This window comes from Amycolatopsis sp. NPDC051373, assembly GCF_040689465.1.
In the GTDB taxonomy this organism is placed as follows: domain Bacteria; phylum Actinomycetota; class Actinomycetes; order Mycobacteriales; family Pseudonocardiaceae; genus Amycolatopsis.
The window spans coordinates 63,065-78,448 of the sequence record NZ_JBFBAE010000017.1; the positions used below are offsets into that span (position 1 = coordinate 63,065).

Below are 15,384 nucleotides of genomic sequence, written 5' to 3' on the forward strand. Positions count from 1 at the left end.
GCTAGGGCAACGGCTCGTCGCGGGCGGTGATCCACAGGCGGTACCACTCTTCGTGGGTGAGGGCCGGCTCGCGGTTCACGGCGTCTCCGCAGGCGCGGATGCGTTCGGGCCGGGTGCTCCCGAGCACCGGGGCGATCCGCGCCGGGTGGCGCATCAGCCACCAGAGGACGATGGTTTCCGGAGTTGTGTCGTGGTGGGCGGCGAGTTCCTTCACCAGCTGGGCGGTGGCCTCTTCGACCGGCGTGGCCTGGCGTTCTGTGTAGACACCCTGAGCCAGGGAACCCCAGGACTGGAGCTGAATTCCGTGCTCGACGCAGTATTCGAGGGTGCCGTGGGGAAAGCCGTTGGCGGCGGCCGCCGAGGTGTTCACCAGCACGCCCGACTCGACCCAGTCCCGTCGGGCGAGGCTCATCTCCAGCTGGTTGGTCACCAGCGGAAAGTCCACACGCGACCGCAGCGCGGAGATCTGGGCGGCACTCATGTTGGACACGCCGAAGTGCCGGACCAGCCCGTCCTCGCGCAGGCGGTGCAAAGCCTGCGCGACCTCGCCGAGGTCGGCCAGCGGGTCGGGCCGGTGCAGGAGCAGCACGTCGACGTACTCGGTGCGCAGCCGTTCGAGGCTCTGCGCGACGCGCGCCGTGATGCTCGCGCCGCGCAGGTCGTAGAAGCCGCCGTCGAGCCGGATTCCGCACTTGGTCTGGAGCACGATTCGCTCCCACAGCCCCGGCGTGCGCGCGAGCACCTCGCCGGACACGGCCTCCGCCTTGCCGTGGCGGTAGATGTCCGCGTGGTCGAAGGCGGTCACACCGATGTCGAGCGAGGCGGTGATCGCCGCCTCGGCGGCATCGACGTCGGCGGGCGCGTATGGTGCCGGGTCCCAGCTGCCGCCGAGACCCATGCAGCCGTACCACGCCGGGGGCGCGGGGGCGGTGATCGTGTCCACCCGCGCGAGTGTAATCAGCGAAGGAAGCGGAACGCCGCGCGAAGTTCTTTCGAGAACAGCTCCGGCTGCTCCCACGCGGCGAAATGGCCGCCGTTGTCGACCTGGTTGTAGTAGCGCAGGTCGTGGTAGGCGCGCTCGGCCCAGCTGCGCGGCGCGCGGTAGAGCTCGCCGGGGAACACGGTCACGGCGGCGGGGATCGAGACGTCGACGGCGTTGAAGTTGTTCGCGTTGTTCTCCCAGTAGAGCTGCGAGGACGACACGGCCGTGTTGGTGACCCAGTAGAGGGTGATGTCGTCGAGCATCTCGTCGCGGGTGAGCACCTTCTCGGGCACGCCGCCGCTGTACGTCCACGCGGCGAACTTGTCGTACATCCACGCCGCGAGGCCTGCGGGCGAGTCGGCCAGCCCGAAGCCGACGGTCTCCGGGCGGGTCACCATCATCGCCGAGTAGCCGGAGCCGCGCGTGTAGAGGGTGTTGAGCGAGTCGAACGCCACACGCTCCTCAGTGGACAGACTGGCCGGCGCGGGACCACCGTCGGTGAGGATCTTCGCGATCTCCGGCGGCACGGTCGCGGGCATGTTCACGTGGATGCCGAGCAGCCCGGCGGGCTTCTGCGCGGCGAGCACGTCGGAGACGACCGAACCCCAGTCGCCGCCCTGCGAGACGTACTCGTTGTAGCCCAAGCGTTTCATGAGCACGTCCCACGCCCTCGCGATCCGCGCCGGGCCCCAGCCGGCGGCGGTGGGCTTGCCGGAGAAGCCGTAGCCGGGCATCGAGGGGATGACGACGTGGAACGCGTCGGCCGCACTGCCGCCGTGGCGCGTCGGGTCTGTCAGCGGGCCGATCACCTTGAGCATTTCGAGGACCGACCCGGGCCAGCCGTGCGTGATGACGATCGGCAGCGCGTTCTCGTGCTTCGAGCGGATGTGCAGGAAGTGGATGTCGAGGCCGTCGATCTCCGTGGTGAACTGCGGGAGGGAATTGAGCTTCGCCTCGACCTTGCGCCGGTCATAGCGGGTGGTCCAGTACTTGACGAGGTCTTGGACGCGTTGGAGCTGCAGGCCTTGCGAATCGTCGGCGACGGTCTCCTTTGTCGGCCATCGCGTGGCGCGCAGCCGGTTGCGTAGGTCGGTGAGGTCGCGCTGTGGTACGGCGATGCGGAAGCGGCAGATGGCGCTGGTACTTGCTTTGGCGGTCGCAACGGTCGCGGCGTTCGCGGTCCCGGCCAGCAGCGTCGACGCGCAGGCCGCAACGGCCAATGCCCCCGCCGACGTGGCGAGGAATTTCCGCCGAGAATGCTCGGACGTGTTCTCGGACATCACTGTTTCTCCTCGACGGGAAAGAATGCGGGCCGGACGGCCGTTTCCGACGCTAGCCGTTCTTGATCATCGCGGCCAGCGCCCGCATCCCGCCGAGAAAAGATGGCGATTTCTGTTGCTTTTCTGGCGTTATTCGTGGGTGGGTATTACGGAGTTCTTGCGCCGTCGAGGCCGAAGGCGCCGGAGGGGCTGAGGTCCGCGAAGGAGACCGCCAGGGTGAGCGTTCCGCACCTGACGCGACGGCAAAGCCCGAGACCCTCGGATCCCGCCCGGAAAGCCCCGCCCGGCGCCAAGTTTCCCCGGCGCCGGGCAAGAGAACCTCAGATCAACCCGAGCTGCGACAGATCCGCCGCGTACTTCCGGATCAGCTCCACGGTCACGTGCGGGATGTCCTTGTCCGCGCCGATGCCGGCGTCCTGCACCGCCGAGCGGAAGTGGTCGGTCGGGATGCCCGCCCCGTCGACAGGGGAGGCCGGGGCCGAGAATGCGTGCAGCAGGGGCAACAGCGAGTGCTGCTTCTGCTTCTCCGGCAACCCGCGGATGGCCGTCTCGAAGCGGGCGAACCACTCGGCGTAGTCGTCGATGCGCTTGATCGGATAGCCGGCCGAGACGAGCCAGCCGACGTAGGTGTCGAGGGAGACGCCGTCCTCGTGGGGGTTGAGGACGTTGTAGGTGCGGTAGCCCTCGATCGCCTGGGTGCCCAGGGTGGTGATGGCCTCGGCGGTGAAGTCGGCGGGCAGGCCGTCGTAGTGGGCGGGCGCGGTCGAACTGTAAAACGATCCGGGCGCGATGCCCGTGACGATGAGGCTGAGCAGCAGCCGGGTGAACATGTCCGGGACGTTGAGCTGGCCGGAGTAGCGGCTGTGCGCCAGGATCATGTCGGAGCGGAACGTGGCGACGGGCAGGCCGAAGGCGTCGTTGGCCTCGCGCAGCAGGACCTCGCCGGCCCACTTGCTGGTGGCGTAGCCGTTGGCGTAACTGTCGTCGAGCACGCGCACGGGGCTTGTCACGCGGATGTCCGACACTTCGTCGGCCGAGGAGGCCTGGTCGGCGATCACGGCCACTGTGGACAGATAGGTGATCGGCTTCATCCGCGAGGTCAACGCCATCCGGATCAGCTCCGCGGTGCCCACCACGTTGGGGCCGAACAGCTGGTCGTAAGGCAGCACGTGGTTCACCAGCGCGGCCGGGTGCACGATGAGATCCACGGTGTCGGCCAGCCGGCGCCAGGTCGCCTCGTCGAGGCCGAGGTCCGGCTCACCGATGTCGCCCGCGAGCACCTCCAGGTGGTCGGCGGCCAGGTCGCGGAAGTGGCGCAGCAGCTTGGCGTCGCCGCTGTCGAACGCGTCCTCGAGCCGCCGGTGCGCGGCCTCGGCGGAGCTGCCGCGAACGAGGCAGATGAGCCGGCCACCCGATTCGGCCAGCCGTTCCAGCCACTCCAGGCAAAGGAACCGGCCGAGGTAACCGTTGGCGCCGGTCAGCAGCACCGTGCCGACGGTGCCGGTGGGGCGCGCCAGCGTCGAGGCGCCGTCCAGGGTGGCCGCGTCGAGGAACTTGTCGAGCGTGAGCGCGTCGGCGCGCGCCTCGGTGCTGCCCGCGCCGTGGACCTTGGCGAAGGAGGGCCGCTTGGCGCCCGACTCGCGTGCGTCCTCGATGTACGACGCGAGCTTGCGCAGGTCGGTCGCCGGGCTGATGACCACGCCGACCGGCACCTCGACGTCGAAGATCTCCCGCAGCAGGTTGGAGAACGTGAGCGCCGACAGCGAATCGCCGCCCAGCTCGACGAAGTGCGCCTCGGGGCTCAGCTCGCTCGAAGACGCACCGAGCAGCGCCTGCGCCGCCCGCACGACCGTGTCGAACACCGGCTGCGAATGCCCGACCTGCCGCAGTTCGCGCAGCTCGCTCGACTCGCGCTCGGCGATCTCGCGGTAGAGCTGTTCGAGCCGCTCGCTGTAGTGCTCCTTCAGCTTCGGCCGCGACAGCTTGCGGATTCCCGTGAGCAGCCCGTTCTCAGGACTGAACGGCTCGGTCTCCACGAGGAAGTCACGCGGGATCTCGTACGAGTTGAGGTCCGACTCCTTCGCGATGCTCTGCAGCGATTCACTCAGCTGGGCCTTGAGCTTTTCGCCGTCGGCAAACGCTTCCAGCGCGTCCGGCGTCGGCACGATCACCGCCAGCAAGTACGCGCGTTCACTGCTGCCGTACAGGTAGATCTGCCGGATCGACGACGCCGCCGCGAACTCGGCCTCCAGCCGCGACACGGCCACGAACTCGCCCTGCGACAGCTTCAGCACGTTCTTGCGCCGGTCGAGGTAGTACAGCGTGTCCGGCGCGGTCTCGACCATGATGTCGCCGGTGCGGTAGTAGCCGTCCTCGTCGAACACCTCGGCCGTGGCGTCGGGGCGCTTGTAGTACCCGGGGACCATGGATTTCGCCTTGAGCAGGAGTTCGCCGCGCGGGTGCGGGGTGTCCGTGGAGAAGTAGCCGAGTTCCGGGACGTCGTCGAGCTTGTAGTCGAGCACGGCCGGGCGCGACAGCTTGTGGTCCCACTGCACGATGCCGGCTTCGGTGGAGCCGTAGCCGTCGTGCAGCCGCAGGCCCAGTACCGACTCGATGAACGCTTCCATGTCGGCCGAAAGCGGCGCGGAACCGCAACCCGCCCACACGATCCGGCCGCCCAGGAAGTTCGCGCGCAGGTCGAGCTTGACCTCGGTTTCCAGCTCGGCGGAGTAGCCGGCGCCGAGCGCGCGGCGGTCGAGTTCGCTCTGGTAGTGGTGGAAGATCATGTCGCAGATGCGGGGCACCATCACGAGGTCAGTGGGCCGCGTGAGCGAGAGGTCCTCGAACAAGGTGGACAGATCACTCTTCGCCGCGAAGTGCACAGCGCCACCTTCGGCCAGGGTGCCGACGAGCAGCGCCCGGCCCATCACGTGGCTCAGTGGCATGAAGTTGAGGTTCACCACGGGAAACGAGGGGCGCCCGGGAAACAGGCCGTGCCACAGGTTGGCGACCAGGCGGTCGGTGTACATCGCGCCTTTGGGCGTGCCGGTGCTGCCGGAGGTGTAGATGAGCAGCGACAGGCGGTCCGGCTCCGCGTCGGACACCGGCGCGGGCGCCGTGGTGGCGCCGCGTTCGAGCACCGCACTCAGCGGCTCGACGACGATCGGGCTGTCGGCCGAGGCGAGCCGCGCCTTGGCGACCTCGAACGTCTCGCGCTCGGCGTCGACCTCGGGGTGGTAGTCGAACACCACCAGGCGCCGCACGGTCGTGCTGTCGAGCACGAGGTCCACGGCGGTGTCGAGGTTGTCCACATCGGACGCGAGGAGCTTCGGCCCGGTCTCGGTGACGATCGGCTTGAGCGTGCCCGCCGTCGCGCCCGCTTGCAGCGGCACGGACACCACGCCGGCGCGGACGCACGCGAGGTCGATGATCGCGTACTCGGTGCTCGTGAAGCCGAGCGTGGCCACGAAATCACCGGCCGCCACGGAGGCTTCGGCGTGGTGGGTCCACTCGCCCGCGATGGCGCACGCGCGCTGCCACGCTTCGCGGTAGGTCACGGTGTCGAACCGCGGCAGCAGCCGGCGCGTGGTGCGGCCCGTCGCCGGGTCGATCACCGCCTCCGTGGCCCGTTCGGCGAAGGCGGCGCGCTCGGCGTAGCCCGTCATCACCGTTTCGATCAGCTCGACCAGCGGCAGTCCCGGCCGTCGGATCGCTTCGGTGATCCTGGCGTCGGGGGCGACGTTCCGCAGCTGCGGCTCAGCCGCCAGCAGCTCCTCGACTCGGTGCTCGGTACTGGTGATCTCGGTCGGCGGGGTCGCCAATGCTCAGCCCTCCCTGGGTCGGCGTTCGTCCAGCGGGAGGCGCCGTCGGCTCCTTTTGGGCTAGTTGTTTGCGTCCCCTAAGTTTACTGATCGTGGTCGGCCGGACACCTGCTTGTGTTTGTGATCATGAACGCGTTGTGCTGTCTCGATCACGCCTGGTAGGAAAAACGGTCAATGAGCAACAAGACTCCCACGTACCCCGAGATTCTCTGACGGGGACGAACCGCGCAAACCGGATCAGGAGGGATTTCCGTTGCGCAGGAAGAAGTACGCGTAGCGCTCGTCCAGCTCGTTCTTCGGGACCAGGTGCACGGCGAGCGGCTGCAGGCCGCAGCGGGTGGTGGTCTGCCAGAACGTGTCGATGCCGTATGTGGTCATTTCGGCCAGCCCCGTGCGGTAGGCGCGGCGACGGGGTCCGGTGCGCCACGAACCGGGGTCGTACTTGATCTGGATCATCGCCAGGCCGTCGGGAGTCAGCAGCTGCCGGGCGATGTGCAGCAGGCGTTCGCCGTACTCCGGAGTGGGGATGAACTCGAAGACGTAGCAGGAGAAGAAGACGTCGACAAAACCGCCGACGGCTTCGAGCACTTGTTCGGGATTTGTGACGTCGATCGAGATCGGCAGGAACGGCGTGTCACACGCGGCTTTCACCTGGCGTTCGCATTCGTGCAACGTTTCCGCGGCGATGTCGACGCCGATGAATTCTTCCGCGCGCGGAGCGAAGTGGATCGCGTTCGCGCCACCGCCGCAGCCCCATTCCAGAACGCGGTGCCACGGGCCGGTGAAGCCCGCCATCCGGGCGCCCGCGTCGAACAGTTCGAGATGCTCGCGGCCGAGGTGCGACCACAGGTCGCTGCCCTGGCACGGACGCGTCGCGCCAATGTGCGTTGGCCTGCCAGCGATCCCCGCTCGGCCGGCGCCAGTAAGTCTGCGAGTCGGCAGAGATCCGCGATTCCGGCTGGCGGGCACCGACGGTCGCGAGCACACGCTGCGCGAACTCTTCGGCACTCGCGGCCACCCTTTTCGCGTTGGCCACCGAAAAGTGGTTCAGCAGGGTCTGGAAGTTGGCCGTTTTCTGTCTTTCGGACATGGCGGGAAACCCTTTTCGCCGTCGATTCGCTTCACTCGCTCAGTCCGAAACAGGGGAGTGAGCGTTACCGAAGCGCGCGAAATAAGAGCAATTCCCAGAATGCCCAAAAACGATTTATCGGGATGAAAGGGACTCAGTTCACGCAGGGGACGCCGTCGCCGGTGATCGCCGGTGGGGTCTGCGCGGGCGCGGGGCTCACATACGCCGCCGGGTGCACCTGAGGCGCTCCGCCGGTGCTCGACGAGCCGCTGGAGTCCTCGTAGTCCTTGCCCAGGAACACGCGGAAGTGGTCGTTGTCCAGTGAGGAGTCGGGGCTCACGGCGATCCCGCCGAGCGTCTTCGCGATCTGCGTCGCCTCGGTCTTCTGGCTGTGGCCGTAGAAGACGATCGACATCTTGCGGGTGGTCGCGTTGGCCACCGTGCCCTTGGTGTACCCGGCGGCCGCGAGCTTGTCGGCCACGCCCGCGGCCAGGCCACTGGTGTCCGACGCGTTGCGCACGTCCACGGTGTACTGGCTCAGGCTCGAGTCGCCCGGCGCGGCGGGCGCGTCCGACGAGGTTGCCGGCGTGCCCAGCTGCTGGCGCACGAACTGCTGCACCTGGTCGGGATCCACCTCCACCGCGTCGCCGTCCGACGGCGTCTTGAGCGAGATGTTCACGACCGGCACGGTGACGAACTTCAGCGCGCCCGCGCTCATCCCGTGCAGCTGCTGCGCGAACCCGACGATGTCCCAGCCGGAGTCGACCACCACGGCCTTCTTCACGGCCGTGATCAGGTTGTCCAGCTTGCCCGGGTCGGCGAGCGTGCCGGCCGACAGGATCGTCTTGGCCATGCTCGCCATGAACACCTGCTGGCGCTTGATGCGGTCGAGGTCGCCGTTGGGCAGTCCGTGACGCTGGCGCACGAACTGCAGCGCCTTCGCCCCGCCGACGCTCTGCGGGCCCGCCGCGAAGTTCGCGCCCGAGTACGAGTCGTGCACGGCCTTGCTCAGGCACACCGGCACGCCGCCGACGGCCTCGCTCAGGTAGTAGAAGCCGGCGAGGTTCACCGCCGCGTAGTGCGTGATCGTGAGCCCGGTGAACTGCTGCACGGTGTCGATCGCCGTCTTGGCGCCGGCCTGCGCGGAGTCCGTCTCCAGCTGGTTGCCGGACACACCCTGCGCGACCAGCTTGTTCTTCTCCGCGACAAGCCCGTAGGTGTACGCGGAGTTGATCTTGTGCTTGCCGTAGTCGCCGGCGATCTTCACGTAGGAGTCACGCGGGATGGAGATCGCGGTCGCCTGGCCGCCACCCGCGGGGATGTGGATGACGATCATGGTGTCGGTCGTGTCGCCACCGTCGTCCGCGCCGCCCGCGTGCAGCTGCGAGAGCACGTCGGCGGGCAGCGGATTGCCCTGCGCGTCGGTGCGCGTGTCGAGGCCGACCATGAGGATGTTCTGCTCGCCCAGCGGCGGCTGGTCGGTGCCGGTGATCACATCGGCCCTGGTCAGGCCGTCTGTGAGTGACTGCAGGGTCGACCACGCGTAACCGGTGCCGCCCAGCACGAGCAGGGACACGACCACGAGCACGACTTGGGCCGCGCGCAGCGGACCGGAGGCCTTGGTGCGACGCATCAGGGCTCCTCTTCTGCAGTTTCTCCGGCATACCGGGGCCCGACGCCGTCCGGTGCTCGAAATGCCAACGGTAGCGGCCCCGTTTCCGGCCTCGGCCGCGGGGCGTTTCCGATGTCGTAACGGGAGCGGACAAGACCGGACAAAGGTCTGTACCGGTGATTATTCGCGGTGGGCGCATAGTGTCCGCGCGGACACGCGAAATCGCCGCCGCGAGGACACGGGGTCTCCTCGCGACGGCGATCCGTCCGCTGGGTGCCGCTCAGCGGAGCAGCTGGGCCTTGACGTCCGTCTTCAGCACCTTGCCCACCTTCGACCGGGGGAGGTCGGGCCAGATCTCGACGACCTTCGGCGTTTTGACGCTCCCCAAGACTTCCTTCACGACGCCGCGCAGCTCGTCCGCGGACGCCGAACGTCCTCTGTGGAGCTGCACGACCGCCGTGACCTGTTCGCCCCATTTCTCGTGCGGCAGGCCTACGACGGCGCAGTCCTGCACTGCCGGGTGTGTCATCAGGGCCTGCTCGACTTCGGCGGAGTACACGTTGAAACCACCCGTGATGATCATGTCCTTGGCGCGGTCGACGATGTGGAGGTACCCCTCGTCGTCGAGGTAGCCGATGTCGCCGGTGTGGTGCCAGCCGTAGCGGCTGACGTCCTCGGTCGCGGCGGGGTTCTTGTAGTAGCCCGGCATCACGAGCGGCCCGCGCACCACGATCTCGCCGCGCGCGCCGGACGGCAGCAGGGATCCGTTGTCGGACATGATGGCGACGCGCGTGAGCGGCGTGGGCCGGCCCGCGGAGGTGAAGCGTTCGCGGGCAAGGGAACCGTCGGCGTGGAAGTGCTCGGCCGGCGCCATCGTCGAGATCATCATCGGTGCTTCACTCTGGCCGAAGAGCTGGCCCAGCACCGGGCCGATGCGCGTGATCGCCTCTTCGAGCCGCGCGGCCGACATCGGAGCGGCGCCGTACCACAGGCATTCCATCGAGCTGAAGTCCGTTGTGGACAGATCCGGGTGATCCAGGAGCAAGTAGATCAACGTCGGCGGCAGGAACGTGTGCGTGATGCGGTGCCGGTGAACCAGCGCCAGGAACTCGCCCAGGTCCGGCTTCGGCATCACGACGATCTCGCCGCCCAGCGTCAGCGCCGGGAAACACAGCACGCCGGCCGCGTGCGTCAGCGGCGCCAGCGCGAGATACCGCGGCCGCGGCGAGAACGGGTAGCTCATGAGCGTGAGCGCCGACATCGTCTCGACGTTGTGCCCGGTCAGCACCACGCCCTTCGGCCGGCCGGTGGTGCCGCCGGTGCCGACGAGCATGGCCACGTCGTCGGGCGGCGCGGCATCGAACGGTGACGCTTCCAACCCGTCGAGCCACTCCGTCAATGACACCGCGCCGGGCAACGACACCGCACCCGGCATCGAACCGTCCAGGCACACCACCGTTTTCACCGCCGGCAGGTCCGGCAGGATGCGGGAGACGAGCGATGCGAACGAAGACTGCACCAGCAAGCACGTGCAGTCGAACAGGTCGAGCAGCTCCCTGTTCTCGGCCGCCTCGTTGCGCGGGTTGACCGGGCACCAGACCGCCCCTGCGCGGCTGATACCGAAGACGCAGCCGAACGAAACCGGGTCGTTCCCCGAGAGGATCGCGACCTTGTCGCCCGGCCGCACGCCCGAGCGCGCCAGCGCCCGCGCGACCCGCCAGGACAGCTCCTGGACCTCGCCGTAGCTCAGTGAAACGCCGTCCTTCGTCAAGCCGCTGTAAGTCAGGCACGGCGCCGAAGCGCCCAGCGAGGCGCCCTTGTCGAGGTAGTCGATCAACCGCACCGCTCGTCTCCCCGGCTCACGCGTGCACGGTCAGCACGGGGTTGGACACGAGCCCGAACGACCGCAGCACCCCGAGCAGTTCCCGGTGCCCGAACGCCTGGCACGCCGACGCGAACCCGGCCCGCCGCGGCGGCTGCTGCAACAGCGAGTACGCGGCGTACGCCTGCAGCAGGCCCGTCTGCTTGTAGTTGCACGTCCCGTGGATCACGCAGTGGGCGCGGCCCAGCGGACCGGACGCGTGCACCGAGTCCAGCGACGTGTTCAGCCGCTGGTTCTCCCGCGGCGGCATCTCGTCGCGCACGGCGGCGGCCTGCTCGTGCAGCACCTTCAGCTTCTCTGCCTCCGGCAGGTCCTTCAACTGCTCCAGCACCGCGGCCACGATCATCGGCACGCCCTGCACCAGCGCGCGGTCGAACACGCCGCCGATGGCTTTCACGTTCGCCACGCGCGGGTCGCGCTTGAACCACACCGGGTGCGAAGTCCCGCCCCACGGCAGCGCGAGACCGGTTTCGTGGTGACCGGGCACGACGACGTCGTGCAGACCGCCGTCGGCCGGCCACTCCTGGTACTCGTTCTGTTCCAGGTAATACGCCGACGAAAGCGCCGCGTTGACGAGAATGGTGCGAGTCGACGCGACAGTCGGGTAGCCCTTCCAGAACACCAGGATGTCCAGGGTGTCCAGCCCTGGCGTCTCCAAGCAGATGTTCGCGGCGATCTCGCCGGTCGTGTACATCTGCGCGATACCCGGCGACAGCAGCAGCCCCCGGGCCGCCATGTCGGCGCCGTAGCGCTCCTCGGCCGAGATCAGCCAGTCCTGCTCACCGGTCGTGTCGAGGTAGTGCGCCCCCGACGCCAGGCAGGCCTGCACGACCTCGTGGCCGTACTCGCTGAACGGGCCGACGGTGTTGCACACCACCGACGCGCCCGCGAACAGCTCGGTGAGCGGGCCGACCTCGTGGGCCACCTCCACCACCTCGTGGTCCACGGTGTCGAGGCCGGGGATGTGGTCGAGCGACTCCAGAAGCCGCGCCTTGTCTCGCCCCGCGGCGACGAAGGGCACGTTGTACTCACGCAGGTATTCGCAGATCAGGCGCCCGGTGTAGCCGGAAGCGCCGTAGACGACGACGGGCTTGCTCACGACGGTTGTCCTTTCGCAGAGGTCGCTGGGGTCGCTGAGATCAGTGATTTCGGCTCGGGTTTCCGGTCACATGCCCATGCCGCCGTCGACCGGCAGCCCCGCGCCGGTGATGAACCGGGCGGCGTCGGAGGCGAGGAACACCACGGCGTCGGCCATGTCGGCCACCTCGCCGAGCCGGCCCGCCGGCGTCTGCCCGACCACAGCGCCGATCGCTTCCTCGACGCTGGGGAACAACCCCACCTCGACGACGTCGTTGGCCAGCTGGTTGCCCATCTGCGTGGGCACGAGGCCCGGGTACACGCAGTTCACGCGCACGCCGTAACCGAGCTTCCCGGCCTCCATCGCGGCCACGCGCGTGAGCCGGTCGACGGCCGACTTCGTGGCGGAGTAGCCCGCGATCCCCGGGAACGCGATGGTCGCGGCCACCGAGGAGATGTTCACGATCGAACCGCCGTTGCCGGCCGCGCCGCCGGGGCGCATCGCGCGGAACGCGTGCTTCACGCCGAGCACGGTGCCCAGCACGTTGACCTCGAGCATCTTGCGCACGTGGGCGGGGTCGAGGTCGGCGACGAGGCCGGTGATCTCGACGCCGGCGTTGTTCACCAGCACGTCGAGCCCGCCGTACTCGCCAACGACCGCGCTCACGGCCTGCTCCCAGCCCGCGTCGTCGGTCACGTCGAGGCGGACGAAGCCGGCCGTCGCGCCGGTCTGCTTGATCGAGTCGGCCGTCGCGCGGCCCAGCTCCTCCTGCACGTCGGCGATGACCACGGTGGCCCCGGCGTTCGCGAGCGCTTCGGCCATCCCGGCCCCCAGGCCCTGTGCCCCACCCGTCACCAGCGCGGTTCGCCCGCTGAGGTCGTACGAAACCATCGACATCTCCTCCTTGAGACATGCGGCGTACGTCACGGTAGCTAACTTTGGACAGTCGTCAAGATTTTCTTGGACAGTCGTCAAGGAATTTCCGCACCGGGCCCCGGGCCGCGCTAGACTCCCGGCGTGACGCAGGCAAAGGAGCGCATCTCGCGCCGGGGCGTGGACAAGTTCGCCCAGCGGCGCGAGCAGCTGGCGGAATCCGCGCTGCAGGCGCTCGCCGAGCTGGGCTACGCCCGCACGAGCCTGCGCGAGATCGCCCAGAAATCGGATTTCTCCCACGGCGTGCTGCACTACTACTTCGCCGACAAGGTCGAGCTGCTCACCTACGCGGTGCGCAAGTTCGAAGAGGTCTGCGTGACGCGCTACGACGACGTCGTGGCCGAGGCGCACACCGCCGAGGAGCTCGAACGCGGCTTCGGCGCGGCCATGGCGGCCACGCTGCGAACCGACGCCGTGATGCACCGCCTCTGGTACGACCTGCGCAACCAGAGCCTGTTCGAGGAGTCCTTCCGCGCCGACGTGCTCGAGATCGACGAGCGCAGGCAGGCCATGATCTGGCGCATCGTCGAGCGCTACGCCGAGCTGGCCGGCGCCGTGCCGCAGGTGTCCGAGGCGGTCGCGTACGCCACGTTCGACGGCCTCTTCCAGCAGTTTCTGCTCCGGCACCTGGCCGGGCGGGAGACCGCGGCCGACGAGCTCGGCGAGGCCGTGCCGCGCGTGGTCAAGCAACTGTTCTGCACGGCCTGACGGCGCGGGTTTCCCGGCCGTGTGAGTGCGGCGGGCGAATCCGGCGCGCCAGGCTAGGATTTCGGCGTCGGTTGTGCAGGCAGGAGGGCCAGTGATCGAGAAAGCGCGCTGCGCTGGGGGTGCGTGGTGACGGCGTCTGCTTCAGCCGAGCTGCCGCCGGAGCCGCAGCAGGTGGTCGGCCCGCTCACGCGCGCGGCGATCTTCCTGGTGGTCCGCGTGAACCCAGGCGGCGAGTCCGTGGCGAAAGACCTGCTGGCCGATCTGGCCGGATTGCAGCGTTCCGTCGGGTTCCGGTCGCTGGACGGTGGCCTCACGTGCGTGGCCGGCGTCAGCTCGTCGGCGTGGGACCGGATCTACGGCTCGCCGAAGCCGGCCGAGCTGCACGACCTGCCCGTGTTCGCCGGGGACAAGCACACCAGTGTGACGACCAAGGCCGACCTGCTGTTCCACCTGCGGGCCGAGCGCATGGACCTGTGCTTCGAGCTCGAGTCGCTGATCATGGCGCGGCTCGAGGGCGTGGTCACGGTCGTCGACGAGGTGCAGGGTTTCCGCTACTTCGACGCGCGTGACGTGCTCGGGTTCGTCGACGGCACCGAGAACCCGACCGGCCGCGGCGCCGTCGAGGCCGTGCTGGTCGACGACGACGAGGCGTTCAACGGCGGCAGCTACGTGATCGTGCAGAAGTACCTGCACGACATGACGGCGTGGAACAAGCTCACCACCGAGCAGCAGGAGCTGGTGATCGGCCGGCGCAAACTGTCCGATGTGGAGCTGTCCGACGACGAGAAGCCCGGCGACTCGCACATCGCGCTCAACGTGATCGAAGACGAAGACGGCAACGAGCTCGAAATCCTGCGCGACAACATGCCCTTCGGGCGCCCCGCGTACGGCGAGTTCGGCACGTACTTCATCGGCTACGCCAAGACGCCCTCGATCATCGAAACGATGCTGGAGAACATGTTCGTCGGCTCGCCGCCCGGCAACACCGACCGCATCCTCGACTTCTCGACACCGCTCACGGGCGCGTTGTTCTACGTGCCCACGGCGGAGTTCCTGGAAGACCCGACCGTCGCGGCTGTCCCTGCCGCGGCGGAAGAATCCGAGTCCGAGCCGGAGTCTCCGGCACCCCAGCCCGGCACCTCGCTGGGCATCGGCAGCCTGCGAAGGAGTCCCCGGTCATGAACAACCTGCATCGCGAACTCGCCCCGATCTCCGACGTCGCCTGGTCGGACCTGGAGGACGAGGCCCGCCGCACGTTCGCCGAGTTCGCGTCGGCGCGCAAGGTGGTCGACGTGGTCGTGGCCGACGACGTGACGCTCTCGGCCGTGGGCACGGGGCACGTCGAGGGCGTCGAGAGCCCGCTGGCGGGCGTGACCACGCGGCTTCGCACGGCGCAGCGGATCGTGGACCTGAAGGTGCCCTTCACGGTCTCGCGCGAGGCCGTCGACTCCGTGGAGTGGGGCGCGAAGGACCCGGACTGGCAGCCGGTGAAGGACGCCGCGCAGGCCATCGCGTACGCCGAGGACCGCATCGTGTTCGACGGCTTCGCGGGCGCCGGCATCGCGGGCATCCGGCCCGCGTCTTCGCTGAGCCCGGTCGCGCTGCCCGGCGACGCGAGCGCGTACCCGAAGGCGATCGGCGACGCGCTGGCGAAGCTGCGTTCGGCCGGCGTCGCGGGGCCGTACTCGGTGCTGCTGAGCAACGCCGCGTACACCGCCGCGATCGAGGCCGCCGACCACGGTTACCCGGTGCTGGAGCACCTGAAGCAGATCGTGGACGGCGACCTGATCCTGACGCCGGCGATCGAGGGCGCGTGCGTGCTCACGACCCGCGGCGGCGACTACGAGCTGCACTTCGGGCAGGACCTGTCGATCGGCTACACGAGCCACGACGCCGACAGCGTGCAGCTGTACTTCCGCGAGACGCTGACGTTCCTGGTCAACACGGCCGAGGCCGCGGTCGGTCTGACTGCCTGATTTCGAACGGGGAAGCCGCCTCGCGTGGGCGGCTTCCCCTTCG

General features: G+C 68.7%; 11 protein-coding genes. 3 read left to right on the forward strand and 8 right to left on the reverse strand.

Annotation, left to right across the window (positions count from 1 at the left end):
* Position 1 precedes the first annotated feature (1 nt).
* From AB0383_RS29450 to AB0383_RS29485, 8 genes are all read right to left on the reverse strand, one after another.
* Positions 2 to 943 (reverse strand): aldo/keto reductase, encoded by a 942-nt coding sequence (locus AB0383_RS29450; protein ID WP_366189091.1) that lies wholly within the window; start codon positions 941 to 943, stop codon positions 2 to 4.
* A 14-nt stretch (positions 944 to 957) separates the two neighbouring features.
* Complete coding sequence (locus AB0383_RS29455) at positions 958 to 2,262, reverse strand: epoxide hydrolase family protein (RefSeq protein WP_366189092.1); 1,305 nt, start codon at positions 2,260 to 2,262, stop codon at positions 958 to 960.
* Positions 2,263 to 2,582: 320 nt separating this feature from the next.
* Positions 2,583 to 6,083: a carboxylic acid reductase gene (gene car / locus AB0383_RS29460; RefSeq protein WP_366189093.1), complete on the reverse strand. Its 3,501-nt coding sequence runs from the start codon at positions 6,081 to 6,083 to the stop codon at positions 2,583 to 2,585.
* Positions 6,084 to 6,320: 237 nt separating this feature from the next.
* Positions 6,321 to 6,878, reverse strand: a complete 558-nt coding sequence (locus tag AB0383_RS29465) for a class I SAM-dependent methyltransferase (RefSeq protein ID WP_366189094.1) — start codon at positions 6,876 to 6,878, stop codon at positions 6,321 to 6,323.
* Positions 6,879 to 7,306: 428 nt separating this feature from the next.
* The gene (locus AB0383_RS29470) at positions 7,307 to 8,785 is read right to left on the reverse strand and encodes an LCP family protein (RefSeq protein ID WP_364172378.1); all 1,479 of its coding nucleotides are present in this window, start codon (positions 8,783 to 8,785) and stop codon (positions 7,307 to 7,309) included.
* 259 nt (positions 8,786 to 9,044) lie between these two features.
* Positions 9,045 to 10,607 carry an AMP-binding protein gene (locus AB0383_RS29475; RefSeq protein WP_364172376.1) on the reverse strand — a complete coding sequence of 521 codons (1,563 nt, stop codon included), beginning with the start codon at positions 10,605 to 10,607 and terminating at the stop codon, positions 9,045 to 9,047.
* 16 nt (positions 10,608 to 10,623) lie between these two features.
* Positions 10,624 to 11,745 (reverse strand): DUF5938 domain-containing protein, encoded by a 1,122-nt coding sequence (locus tag AB0383_RS29480; protein ID WP_364172374.1) that lies wholly within the window; start codon positions 11,743 to 11,745, stop codon positions 10,624 to 10,626.
* Between the two features lie 66 nt (positions 11,746 to 11,811).
* Positions 11,812 to 12,615 carry an SDR family NAD(P)-dependent oxidoreductase gene (locus tag AB0383_RS29485; RefSeq protein WP_364172372.1) on the reverse strand — a complete coding sequence of 268 codons (804 nt, stop codon included), beginning with the start codon at positions 12,613 to 12,615 and terminating at the stop codon, positions 11,812 to 11,814.
* 126 nt (positions 12,616 to 12,741) lie between these two features.
* Between AB0383_RS29485 and AB0383_RS29490 the strand changes: the two genes are divergently transcribed.
* The 3 genes from AB0383_RS29490 to AB0383_RS29500 all read left to right on the forward strand — a co-directional run bounded on the left by AB0383_RS29490 (position 12,742) and on the right by AB0383_RS29500 (position 15,341).
* Positions 12,742 to 13,365 carry a TetR/AcrR family transcriptional regulator gene (locus AB0383_RS29490; protein WP_364172370.1) on the forward strand — a complete coding sequence of 208 codons (624 nt, stop codon included), beginning with the start codon at positions 12,742 to 12,744 and terminating at the stop codon, positions 13,363 to 13,365.
* Positions 13,366 to 13,491: 126 nt separating this feature from the next.
* Positions 13,492 to 14,547: a Dyp-type peroxidase gene (locus AB0383_RS29495; protein WP_364172368.1), complete on the forward strand. Its 1,056-nt coding sequence runs from the start codon at positions 13,492 to 13,494 to the stop codon at positions 14,545 to 14,547.
* Entirely contained in the window at positions 14,544 to 15,341 is a 798-nt protein-coding gene (locus tag AB0383_RS29500; protein WP_366189095.1) for a family 1 encapsulin nanocompartment shell protein, read from the forward strand. The genes AB0383_RS29495 and AB0383_RS29500 overlap by 4 nt, the downstream gene beginning before the upstream one ends.
* Positions 15,342 to 15,384 lie beyond the last annotated feature (43 nt).